Origin of the sequence: Streptomyces sp. NBC_00009 (assembly GCF_045040855.1) — a bacterium.
Lineage (GTDB): Bacteria > Actinomycetota > Actinomycetes > Streptomycetales > Streptomycetaceae > Streptomyces > Streptomyces aureus.
In genome coordinates, this window is the sequence record NZ_CP108312.1 from 1,038,219 (window position 1) to 1,049,985 (window position 11,767).

Genomic DNA, 11,767 nt, shown 5'->3' on the forward strand with positions numbered 1-11,767 from the left:
CGGCGCATGTCGCACACGCCGCCGCAGCTCACACACTCGGTCACCGACGGCATCGCCACCGTCGTCATCGACCACGCCGCCAAACGGAACGCCATGACAGACAGCATGTGGCGCTCGCTCCCGCCGCTGCTCGCCCGGCTCGAGGCCGACCCGGCGGTGCGGGTGCTGGTGCTGACCGGTGCGGGCGGGACGTTCTGCGCGGGCGCCGACATCTCCACGCTCGGCGGCTCGGGGTCGCAGGCGCAGGAGCTCGCGGTCGCGGCCGAGGAGGCGCTCGCGGCCTTCGCCAAGCCGACGCTGGCCGCGGTGCGCGGGTACTGCGTGGGCGGCGGCTGCCAGCTGGCGGCGGCCTGTGACCTGCGGTTCGCGGCCGAGGACGCGCTGTTCGGGGTCACCCCGTCGAAGCTGGGGATCGTCTACCCGGCGGGCTCGACGCGCCGCCTCGCCTCCCTGGTGGGTCCCGCGACGGCCAAGTACCTGTTGTTCTCGGGCGAGTTGATCGGTACGGAGCGTGCCCTGCGGACCGGGCTCGTGGACGAGGTGCTCGCCGGGGACGAACTGGACAAGCGCGTCGGCGAGTTCGCGCGGATTCTCGGTGAGCGTTCGCAGCTGACGCAGGCCGCGGCGAAGGAGTTCGCCGACGGGCGCGTGGACCGGGCGGCGCACTGGGCCGAGCAGGCGCGCGGAAGCGGCGACACCGCGGAGGGCGTCGCCGCGTTCCTGGAGCGCAGGAAGCCGCGCTTCACGTGGACCACTTCAGGGTGAAGCAGGTCTCCTGGGCCCACTGAGGATGAGGACGGGCTCCTGGACTACTTCAGGATGAAGCGGCTCTCCGCGCGGAACTTCTCGACGAGGTGCGCGGGGGCCTTCTCGGGCGAACCCGCGTCGTAGGGCGGCTGCGGGTCGTACTCGGTGAGCAGCTGCACCGCCTGCGCATGCTCGTCGCCCGCGATCGTGCCGACGAGGGTCAGGCCCATGTCGATGCCGGAGGAGACCCCGGCCGCGGTGACGTACTTGCCGTCGACGACGACCCGTTCGCCCGTCGGCTCGGCTCCGAACTCCTTCAGGGCGTCGAGCGCCAGCCAGTGCGACGTCGCACGCCGGCCGTCGAGCAGACCGGCCGCGGCGAGGAGCAGGGAACCCGTGCACACGGAGGTCGTCCAGGTGCTGGTGGTGTCGGCGGCGCGCAGCCAGTCGAGCAGCACCTCGTTGTCCATCTGCGCACTCTGGCCCGGGCCGCCGGGGACGACGACGATGTCCGGGTCGGTCAGCTCCGGAAGCGCCTTGTCGGCGGTGAGGGCGAGCCGTCTGGTGTCCGACCGCACGGGCCCGGTCCGCTCGGCCACGAAGGTGAGGTCCGCGTCGGGGAGCCTGCCGAGTGTCTCGTAGGGGCCGACGGCGTCGAGCGCGGTGAAGCGGTCGAAGAGGACGATGGCGATCTTCATCGGGTGCCTTTCGGTCGGGGTGTGCGGGGTTCGGACGGGCGCCGGCCCGGTGTACGGGGTCCGGGCGCGCAAAAGCGGCGGCGGTACTCGGCAGGAGACGCGCCGAGCGTTCTGGCGAAGGCGCGGCGCATCGCTTCGGGGGTGCCGTAGCCGCAGGTGCGGGAGATCTCCTCGACACCGTCGGAGGTGTCCTCCAGGAGGCGGCGCGCCTGTTCGAGACGGACCAGGTCGACGTACCGGCCCGGGGTCATTCCGGTCTCCGCCTGGAAGGCGCGGGCGAAGTGGCGCGGCGAGAGGCGTGCGCGGGAGGCGAGCGACTCGACGGACAGGTCGTCGTCGGGGTGCTCGGTGATCCAGTGCTGGATCTCGCGCAGCGGCTCGCGCCGCGCGGTCTGGGCGGAGAGCTGGGCGCTGAACTGGGCCTGGTTTCCCGGGCGCCGCAGGAACACGACGAGGTGACGGGCGACCGTCAGCGCGGTGTCGCGGCCGTGGTCCTCCTCGACGAGCGCCAGGGCGAGGTCGATGCCCGCGGTGACGCCGGCCGAGGTCGCCACGTTCCCGTCGCGTACGTAGATGGGATCCGGGTCGACCTCGACGGCGGGGTGGTCGCGGGCGAGGCGGTCGCAGTACGCCCAGTGTGTGGTCACCCGGCGGCCGTCGAGCAGGCCCGCCCGGGCGAGCAGGATGGCGCCCGTACACACAGAGACGAGGCGCTCTGCGCGCGGGCCGTGCTCCCGCAGCCAGGCGCTCAGGCGCGGATCCGGGCGGCGCGTGCCGCGGCCGCCGGGGACGAGGAGCGTGTGCGGGGCCGGCGCGTCCTCCAGTGCGTGGTCCGGGACGAGCGTGAGCCCGCTGGAGGTGCGTACGGGCCCGCCGTCGAGGGAGGCGGTCCGGATGCGGTACGTGTCCCCGGGGCGCGGGCCCTGACAGAGGGCGGCGCCGGCGAAGACCTCTGCCGGGCCGGTCACGTCCAGGCTCTGGACGTCGTCGAACAGCGGGATGAGCACGGTGCGGGCGGCCATGCGGCCAGTCTTCGGGCACGGCACGACGGCCGCAATGACGAGTACCCCACCTTTCCTGCCATCGCGGGACCGGAGCGGTGGGAGGGGTCCGGCCAGCGGCTCGGCGAACGCTTCGGCGAACGGTTCGGTGAATGGTTCGGTGAATGGTCCGCGCCCCGCACGTTCCGCCCGTACCAACCAGTCGGTAACGTACTCGCATGACGACCTCCCCGGCTTCAGACCCGCGCGCCGCCCGCCGCTGCCACAACATGCTCAACCCGTTCCACTCGACGCACTACTTCTCGCCCGACCTGGGCAAGGAGCTGGGCGCCATCGGGATCACCCACCGCAGCGCGGCGTACTTCGCGGCCCGCGCAGCGGCGATGGGGGCCGTCGGCGCCGGGACCGTGACGGCGACGTTCTACAACTTCAAGCACGAGCTCGTCGCCGAACACGTGCCCGCGGTATGGGAGACGGCCTCTCCGGAGACCGTCCTCGCGGCACGCGCGCGTGCCGTCGATTCGACGCTGCGCAGGCTCCTGGGCGACGAGATCCTGGCCTCCCCCGAGATGGCCGAGGCCGCCGCTCTCGCACTGCGGGCCACGGAGGCCTGCAGCCGCCACGCCCGGCCGCTGTACGCCGCCCACGCCGACCTGCCCGTGCCCGAGGAGCCGCACCTCGCGTACTGGCACGCCGCCACGCTGCTGCGCGAACACCGCGGCGACGGGCACCTGGCCGCGCTGCTCGCCGCGGACCTCGACCCCGTCGAGGCGCTGGTGAGCCATGTGGCGACCGGCAAGGGCATGGCCCCGAAGTGGCTGCTTGCCACGCGCGGCTGGACCCGCGATGACTTCGACGCGGCCGCCGACCGGCTGCGGGAGCGCAAGGTGCTCGACGCGCAGGGCGAGTTGACCGAGCTCGGGGTGGCGTTGCGCCGGGAGCTGGAGGCGGAGACCGACCGGCTCGACCTCGAGCCGTACGCCCACCTGGGAGAGGCGGGCGTGGCCCGGCTCACGGAGCTGGCGGCGGGGTTCATGGGCACCGCCCTGGGCGCGGGCGCGTTCCCGGCCGACCTGATCGGCAAGGCCGCCTGAAAGGCCACCCGGCGCCGGCAGGCCGGTGGGCTGCCCCCCGTTGTCGGCGCCACCTGCCACAATTGCCGCGCACCCTCAGTTGAGAAGGCGGTACGGCATCGTGGCAACACCCAGCGCAGGTCCCATCACGGGGTCCATCGAAGGCAGGATTGCCGAGGAGCTCGGCGTACGGGAGCGGCAGGTGAAGGCCGCCGTCGAGCTGCTCGACGGCGGTTCGACCGTCCCGTTCATCGCGCGCTACCGCAAGGAAGCGACCGAGATGCTCGACGACGCGCAGCTGCGCACGCTCGAGGAGCGGCTGCGCTATCTGCGGGAGCTGGAGGAGCGGCGGGCGGCGGTCCTCGACTCGGTCAGGGAACAGGGCAAGCTGACCGACGAGTTGGCGGCGCAGATCATGGCGGCCGAGACCAAGGCCCGGCTCGAGGACATCTATCTGCCGTTCAAGCCGAAGCGCCGCACCAAGGCGCAGATCGCGCGTGAGGCGGGGCTCGAGCCGCTGGCGGACGGGCTGCTCGGGGACCCGACGGTGGAACCGGCCGCCGCGGCGGCCGCGTTCGTCGACGCCGACAAGGGCGTCGCGGACGCGCAGGCGGCGCTCGACGGCGCCCGCGCCATCCTCACCGAGCGCTTCTCCGAGGACGCCGACCTGATCGGTGAGCTGCGCGAGCGCATGTGGGGCCGGGGACAGCTGGCCGCCAAGGTCCGCGAGGGCAAGGAGGAGGCGGGCGCGAAGTTCGCCGACTACTTCGACTTCTCGGAGCCGTTCACCGCGCTGCCCTCCCACCGGATCCTCGCGATGCTCCGCGGCGAGAAGGAGGAGATCCTCGACCTGACCCTGGAGCCGGAGGAGCCGGGGGACGCGGCCGGGGGGCCGTCCTCGTACGAGCCGATCGTCGCGGACCGGTTCGGGATCAGGAACCAGGGGCGGCCCGGGGACAAGTGGCTGTCCGACACGGTGCGCTGGGCCTGGCGGACCCGCATCCTGGTGCACCTCGGCCTCGACCTGCGGCTGCGGCTGCGCACGGCGGCGGAGGACGAGGCCGTGCAGGTCTTCGCGGCGAACCTGCGGGACCTGCTGCTCGCCGCCCCGGCGGGCACGCGCGCGACGCTGGGCCTCGACCCCGGCTTCCGTACGGGCGTGAAGGTCGCGGTCGTCGACGCGACGGGCAAGGTCGTGGCGACGGACGTCATCCACCCGCACGTGCCCGCGAACCGGTGGGACGAGGCGCTGGCCAAGCTGGCCCGCCTCGCGGCCCAGCACTCGGTCGACCTGATCGCGATCGGGAACGGCACGGCGTCGCGCGAGACCGACAAGCTTGCCGGTGAACTGATCACCAAGCACCCGGAGTTGAACCTCACCAAGGTGATGGTGTCGGAGGCGGGCGCGTCGGTGTACTCGGCGTCGGCCTTCGCCTCTCAGGAGCTGCCCGACATGGACGTGTCGCTGCGCGGCGCCGTGTCGATCGCCCGCCGCCTCCAGGACCCGCTGGCCGAGCTGGTGAAGATCGACCCGAAGTCGATCGGTGTCGGCCAGTACCAGCACGACCTGTCCGAGGTGAAGCTGTCGCGCTCCCTGGACGCGGTCGTCGAGGACTGTGTGAACGGCGTGGGTGTGGACGTGAACACGGCGTCCGCTCCCCTGCTCGCCCGCGTGTCCGGCATCGGCTCGGGCCTCGCGGAGAACATCGTGGCGCACCGCGACGCGAACGGCCCGTTCACGTCCCGCAAGGGTCTCAAGGACGTGTCCAGGCTGGGCCCGAAGGCGTACGAGCAGTGCGCGGGCTTCCTGCGGATCCGTGGCGGCGACGACCCGCTCGACGCGTCGTCGGTGCACCCGGAGGCGTACCCCGTGGTCCGGCGCATGGTCAAGACGACGGGCGGCGAGGTCGCGTCCCTCATCGGGAACGCGGCGGCGCTGCGGTCGCTGAAGCCGGCCGAGTTCGTGGACGACACGTTCGGTCTGCCGACGGTTTCGGACATCCTGAAGGAGCTGGAGAAGCCGGGGCGCGACCCGCGTCCCGCCTTCAAGACGGCGACGTTCAAGGACGGCGTCGAGAAGATCTCCGACCTGGCCTCCGGGATGGTCCTCGAGGGTGTCGTGACGAATGTGGCGGCGTTCGGCGCGTTCGTGGACGTCGGTGTGCACCAGGACGGGCTCGTGCATGTGTCCGCGATGTCGAAGACGTTCGTGAAGGACCCGCGGGACGTCGTGAAGCCGGGTGACATCGTCAAGGTGAAGGTCCTCGACGTAGACATCCCGCGCAAGCGGATCTCGCTGACGCTGCGCCTCGACGACGAGGCTGCGGCGGGCGAGCCGGGCGCCGGGGGCGGGGCAGGTGCCGGTGGCGGTGGCGGTGGCGGCCGCCGGGAGCGTGGCGGGCGCCCGCCGCAGCAGCGAGGGCAGCAGCGCCAGGGCCAGGGCCAGGCACAGGGTGGCCAGGGTCAGGGCGGCCAGGGCCGACGCCAGCAAGGCCAGGGCCAGGGCCAGCGGCAGCAGTCCCAGGGGCAGCGGCGTGGTGGCGCGTCCGCGCCCGCGCCCGCGAACAGCGAGATGGCCGAGGCGCTGCGCCGCGCGGGCCTGCTCGACCCGAAGGGGCGCTGACACACCCGGGGCCGGTCACCACGCAGGTGACCGGCCCCGGGCGCATCGCCGACGCGGCCGGCTCACGTCAGCCCCGCGCCACGCGTCGGCCCACGCGGCACACGTCGGCACGCGCGGCACACGCGCCACACATCAGCTCGCGCGGCACACGTCGGCACACGCACCACACATCAGCTCGCGCGACACACCGCAGAACGTCAGACGGACAGCTCCGTCACCTTGCCGTTGGCGACCTCCAGACGCCGCTGCGTCCTGACGGCGTCCAGCATGCGGCGGTCATGGGTGACGAGCAGGAGCGTGCCCTCGTAGGAGTCGAGCGCCGACTCCAGCTGCTCGATGGCGGGCAGGTCGAGGTGGTTGGTCGGCTCGTCCAGGACGAGCAGGTTGACGCCGCGGCCCTGGAGCAGCGCCAGCGCGGCGCGGGTGCGCTCGCCCGGCGACAGCGTGGCCGCCGACCGCAGGACGTGATCGGCCTTCAGGCCGAACTTCGCGAGCAGCGTGCGCACCTCGGCCGGCTCAGTGTCCGGCACGGCCGCGCAGAACGCGTCGAGCAGCGACTCCGAGCCGTGGAACAGGGCCCGCGCCTGGTCGACCTCGCCGACGACGACACCGGAACCGAGCGTCGCGTGCCCCGCGTCCAGCGGCACCCGGCCGAGGAGCGCGCCGAGCAGCGTCGACTTCCCGGCGCCGTTGGCCCCGGTGATCGCGATGCGGTCGGCCCAGTCGATCTGGAGCGAGACCGGACCGAGCGTGAAGTCGCCGCGCCGCACCTCGGCGTCGCGCAGCGTGGCGACGACGGCGCCGGAGCGCGGCGCCGCCGCGATCTCCATGCGCAGCTCCCACTCCTTGCGCGGCTCGTCCACGACGTCGAGGCGCTCGATCATGCGCTGCGTCTGCCGGGCCTTGGCCGCCTGCTTCTCGCTGGCCTCGCTGCGGAACTTGCGGCCGATCTTGTCGTTGTCCGTGGCCTTGCGGCGGGCGTTCTTGACGCCCTTGTCCATCCAGCCGCGCTGCATCTGGGCGCGGCCTTCGAGGGCCGACTTCTTGTCGGCGTACTCGTCGAACTCGTCGCGGGCGTGCCGGCGGGCGACCTCGCGCTCCTCCAGGTAGGCCTCGTATCCGCCGCCGTAGAGGTTGATCTCCTGCTGGGCGAGGTCGAGCTCCAGGACCTTGGTGACGGTGCGGGTCAGGAACTCGCGGTCGTGGCTGACGACGACCGTGCCCGCGCGCAGCCCGCGCACGAAGGACTCCAGGCGCTCCAGGCCGTCCAGGTCGAGGTCGTTGGTCGGCTCGTCGAGCAGGAACACGTCGTAGCGGGACAGCAGCAGCGAGGCGAGACCCGCGCGGGCGGCCTGGCCGCCGGAGAGCGAGGCCATCGCCTGGTCCAGGCCGACGCCGAGGCCGAGGGAGCCGGTGATCTCCTCGGCGCGCTCGTCGAGGTCGGCGCCGCCGAGGTCGAGCCAGCGCTCCAGGCTGACGGAGTAGGCGTCGTCGGCCCCCGGCGCCCCGTCGACGAGGGCCTGGGTGGCCTCGTCCATGGCGCGTTGCGCGGCGTCGACGCCGGTGCGCCGGGCGAGGAACTCGCGCACGGTCTCACCGGGGCGGCGCTCCGGCTCCTGGGGCAGGTGCCCCACGGTCGCGCCGGGCGGCGAGAGCCGCAGCTCGCCCTGCTCGGGGGTGTCGAGGCCGGCGAGGAGCTTGAGGAGCGTGGACTTCCCGGCGCCGTTGGCGCCGACGAGCCCGATCACGTCGCCGGGCGCGACCACGAGGTCGAGCCCGGAGAACAGGGACCGGTCGCCGTGCCCGGCGGCGAGGTTCTTGGCTACGAGAGTGGCAGTCATCAGACCGCCGATTTTAGCGATCGGGCGGACCGCCTACGCCCACCGCTCCCCGTCAGCGCAAGACCCCCCTCACCGGGCCATCGGCGCCACCAGCACGCTCCCCGTGGTGCGGGCCACGACGAACGACTCACCCCTCGTCGCCTTCGGGTCGAGCGCGATGCGGTGGCGGCCCGGTTCGAGTACGGCGTCGAAGACGTCCTCGGCATGGGTGCGGTAGAGCCGGTCGAGGCGGTACGCGGTGAGGCGGACCCGGCAGGCGGAGGTGACCTCCAGGCCCGCCTCCCCGTCGGCGGCGACGAGGCGGGTGAGGCGCCGCTGCGGGACCGCGCGGCGGTCCAGGGCGCTCTCTATCTGGGCGACGAGAAGCGGGATGATCGGGGCGAGCCCGTCCACGTACGCCGCCTCCGCGCCCGCCCGCTCGAACTGTTCGCGCACCGCGGCCCGGTCGGACTCGCTGACGGCGCGGCCGAAGGCGACCGCGCCGTAGGTGCGCAGTTCGTCGGGCGGCACACCGGCCGCGTCCTGGGTGATCTCGGCGCCGATGCCGATGGTGCGCAGCGCGGCGGCGAGCTTGGCGAGGACGGCGACGCGGGCCCCTATGAGCAGGACACGGCGGGCCGGGGCGGGCTCCGCGGCGCCGTCGAGCAGCGGCCGCAGGGCTTCGCGGTACGCGGTGCCGTGGAAGCGGAAGGGGCCTATGCCGTGGTAGCCGTTGAGGTCCAGGTCGGCCTGTTCCTCGGTCTGCCAGGCGAAGTCGCGCCAGATGACGTCGGGCCCATCCGCCTCGATGACCGCGGTGACGGCCCCGCATTCGAGGCCCTCGCACTCGGGGCACCCGTAGATGACGTAGCGGCCGCCGGGCAGCGGCGCGTCCGCTTCGAGGAGCAGGCTGCGGACGTGGGCCGTGAAGATCGCCGGCGGGATGTCGGAGGCGAGCGGGGAGACGGCGTCGAGGTCGGAGAGCTGGAACAGCAGCGGCGAGCCGTTCACGATGAAGTCCAGGAACTCCCGGTGGACTTGGTAGTCCCCGTTCGTGAGAACTCCACCGGCGCGCATGGCCGGTGCCAGGCCGAAGGTCGCGTACTCGGCAGACATGTCCTGAGTATTCCCACCTGAGACGGGAGTTGAGCACTGCATGACACATTCCGGTACGGTCCGGTCGTGGACAGTGATGCGAGCGGCGATGTGATCGTGGTCGGTGGCGGAGTCGTCGGCCTGACGACGGCCCTGGAACTCGCGCGGGCCGGGCGGCGTGTGCGCGTCTGGACGCGGGACCCCACCGCCGGGACGACCTCGGCCGTCGCGGGCGCGCTGTGGTGGCCGTACCGGATCGACCCCGTGGAGCGCGTGGGCGGCTGGTCGCTGCGGGCGCTGCGCGTGTTCGAGGAGTTGGCGGCGCGCCCCGAGCGTACGGGCGTCCGCATGGTTGAGGGCGTGCAGGCCGACACGCGCTTCGACGGTCTGGGGTCGTGGGCGGCCGAGGTGGCGGGGCTTCGCCCGTCGACCGCCGAGGAGTACGCGGGCGGCGAGGGCGTGTGGGCGCGGCTTCCGCTGGTCGACATGCCGGTGCACCTGGAGTGGCTGACGGAGCGGTTTCTCGCAGCGGGCGGGCTCGTGGAGACGCGGGAGGTGGCGGATCTCGCGGAGGCGGGGGCCGCGGCTCCGGTGGTGGTGAACTGCACGGGCCTCGACGCGCGTACGCTCGTACCGGACGCGACCGTACGTCCCCTGCGCGGGCAGCTCGTCCTCGTGGAGAACCCGGGCGTGGACACGTGGTTCACGGCCGCTGGTGGCTCCGGGGAGACGGCTGAGACCTCGACGTATTTCTTTCCTCAGCCGGGCCGGCTGATCCTGGGCGGCACCGCGGAGCAGGACACATTCTCGCTCGAGCCCGATCCGGAGGTGGCCGAGGCGATCGTGGCGCGGTGTGCCGCGGTGCGGCCCGAGATCGCGAAGGCGCGGGTCATCGGGCACCGGGTGGGGCTGCGGCCGACGCGGCCCGAGGTGCGGGTCGAGCGTGAACGGGCGCCGTGGGGCGGGGTGTTGGTCCACAACTACGGTCACGGCGGGGCCGGTGTGACGGTCGCGTGGGGCTGCGCCCAGGAGGCGGCCGGGCTCGCCGTCTCCTGAGTACTTCGACCGCACAGACCGGGGGCTAGCCGATCGGGTCGCCCGCACGCTCCGTGCCCTGGCCCGGCCCGATCCGGATCTCGAAGTCGCCGTCGTACTGCTCGTGTCCGGCGATGACCGCCGCCTCGACGGCCTCGACGCCCATGTCGCCGCGGACGATCAGCGGGTCGTGGCGCAGGTCCCGCATCAGGGCCACGCACATCCCGATCATGACGAGGGTGAAGGGCGCGGCGACGAGGATCGTCAGGTTCTGCAGGCCTGTCAGCGCGTTGCCCGAGCCGTTGCCGATGAGGAGCATGACGGCGGCGACGGCTCCCGTGACGACGCCCCAGAAGATGACCACGAAGCGGCCGGGTTCGAGGGCGCCCTTCTGCGAAAGCGTGCCCATCACGATGGACGCCGCGTCGGCGCCGGACACGAAGAAGATCCCGACGAGAATCATCACGAGCAGGCTCGTCGCGGTGGCGATGGGGAACTCCTGGAGCACGCCGAAGAGTTGGGCCTCAGGCGTGGAGGCGTTGCCGAGTGCACCGCCCTCCTTCAGGTTCATCGCCGTACCGCCGAAGACCGCGAACCAGATGAGGCTGACGGTGCTGGGGACGAGGATGACGCCGCCGACGAACTGCCGGATCGTGCGGCCCTTGCTGATGCGGGCGATGAACATGCCGACGAACGGCGTCCAGGAGATCCACCACGCCCAGTAGAAGACCGTCCAGCTGCCCAGCCAGGCCGCGACGCCCTTGCCGCTGGACGCCTCGGTCCTGCCGATGAGCTGCGGCAGGTTACCGAGGTACGCGCCCAGGGAGGTGGGCACCAGGTCGAGGACGAGGATCGTCGGCCCGGCGATGAACACGAACACGACCAGGATCATCGCGAGGACCATGTTGATGTTGGACAGCCACTGGATGCCCTTCTCCACCCCGGACACCGCCGAGGCGACGAAGGCGACGGTGAGGACCGCGATGATGGTGACGAGGAGCCCTGTGCTCGCCTTGTCCATCCAGTTGAGCACCTCGAATCCGCTGCCGATCTGCAGGGCACCGAGGCCGAGGGACGCGGCGGAGCCGAAGAGCGTGGCGAAGATCGCGATGATGTCGATGACGCGGCCCCAGGCCCCGTGCGCGTGCCGCTCGCCGATCAGCGGTACGAAGACGGAGCTGATGGTCTGCCGGCGGCGGCGCCTGAACGTGCTGTAGGCGATGGCCAGTCCGACGACGGCGTAGATCGCCCAGGGGTGCAGTGTCCAGTGGAAGAGGGTCGTGGCCATGGAGGTCTCCATGGCCTGGGCGGAGTCGACGGGCTGGGTGCCCGGCGGGTGCGTGGTGTAGTGGGCGAGGGGCTCGCTGACTCCGTAGAACATCAGGCCGATGCCCATGCCGGCGCTGAACATCATGGCGACCCAGGAGACGGTCCTGAACTCGGGCGCCTCGCCCTCGTCGCCGAGCGTGATCTTCCCGTACCGGCTGATCGCCAGCCAGAGCGCGAAGACGACGAAGCCGGACGCGGCCAGCATGAACGCCCAACCGCCGTTGTGGATCAGCCCATTGAGGAGGCGTGTCGAGACGTCCTCAAGGGAGTCGGTGGCGACGGAGCCCCAGATGACGAACGCCACGGTGAGTGCGGCTGTCACGCCGAACACCACCCGGTCGGTCGC

The 11,767-nt window shown here is 72.4% G+C and carries 9 protein-coding genes; 4 read left to right on the forward strand and 5 right to left on the reverse strand.

The features are described from left to right. Positions 1-6 precede the first annotated feature (6 nt). Entirely contained in the window at positions 7-765 is a 759-nt protein-coding gene (locus tag OHA58_RS04760) for an enoyl-CoA hydratase/isomerase family protein (protein WP_405476743.1), read from the forward strand. 44 nt (positions 766-809) lie between these two features. Here the strand turns inward: OHA58_RS04760 and OHA58_RS04765 are convergent, their stop codons facing one another. Both OHA58_RS04765 and OHA58_RS04770 read right to left on the reverse strand, forming a co-directional pair. Beyond that, positions 810-1,445, reverse strand: a complete 636-nt coding sequence (locus OHA58_RS04765) for a DJ-1/PfpI family protein (protein WP_405476745.1) — start codon at positions 1,443-1,445, stop codon at positions 810-812. After that, positions 1,442-2,467, reverse strand: a complete 1,026-nt coding sequence (locus OHA58_RS04770) for a GlxA family transcriptional regulator (RefSeq protein ID WP_405476746.1) — start codon at positions 2,465-2,467, stop codon at positions 1,442-1,444. The genes OHA58_RS04765 and OHA58_RS04770 overlap by 4 nt, the downstream gene beginning before the upstream one ends. Before the next feature lie 197 nt (positions 2,468-2,664). Between OHA58_RS04770 and OHA58_RS04775 the strand changes: the two genes are divergently transcribed. Together OHA58_RS04775 and OHA58_RS04780 are read left to right on the forward strand one after the other, a co-directional pair. After that, positions 2,665-3,540, forward strand: a complete 876-nt coding sequence (locus OHA58_RS04775) for an SCO6745 family protein (protein ID WP_405476748.1) — start codon at positions 2,665-2,667, stop codon at positions 3,538-3,540. A 100-nt stretch (positions 3,541-3,640) separates the two neighbouring features. Further along, on the forward strand, positions 3,641-6,142 hold the full coding sequence (locus OHA58_RS04780) for a Tex family protein (protein ID WP_405476750.1): 2,502 nt from the start codon (positions 3,641-3,643) through the stop codon (positions 6,140-6,142). A gap of 197 nt (positions 6,143-6,339) precedes the next feature. On the opposite strand, the gene OHA58_RS04785 is transcribed toward OHA58_RS04780, so the two are convergent. Together OHA58_RS04785 and OHA58_RS04790 are read right to left on the reverse strand one after the other, a co-directional pair. Next, positions 6,340-7,983, reverse strand: a complete 1,644-nt coding sequence (locus OHA58_RS04785) for an ABC-F family ATP-binding cassette domain-containing protein (RefSeq protein WP_405476752.1) — start codon at positions 7,981-7,983, stop codon at positions 6,340-6,342. Between the two features lie 69 nt (positions 7,984-8,052). Then, complete coding sequence (locus OHA58_RS04790; protein WP_405476754.1) at positions 8,053-9,078, reverse strand: oxidoreductase; 1,026 nt, start codon at positions 9,076-9,078, stop codon at positions 8,053-8,055. Positions 9,079-9,144: 66 nt separating this feature from the next. On the opposite strand from OHA58_RS04790, the gene OHA58_RS04795 reads away from it, so the two are divergent. Beyond that, on the forward strand, positions 9,145-10,113 hold the full coding sequence (locus tag OHA58_RS04795) for an FAD-dependent oxidoreductase (RefSeq protein WP_405476755.1): 969 nt from the start codon (positions 9,145-9,147) through the stop codon (positions 10,111-10,113). Between the two features lie 25 nt (positions 10,114-10,138). Here the strand turns inward: OHA58_RS04795 and OHA58_RS04800 are convergent, their stop codons facing one another. After that, the gene (locus OHA58_RS04800) at positions 10,139-11,752 is read right to left on the reverse strand and encodes a BCCT family transporter (protein ID WP_405484773.1); all 1,614 of its coding nucleotides are present in this window, start codon (positions 11,750-11,752) and stop codon (positions 10,139-10,141) included. Between the last annotated feature and the right edge of the window lie 15 nt (positions 11,753-11,767).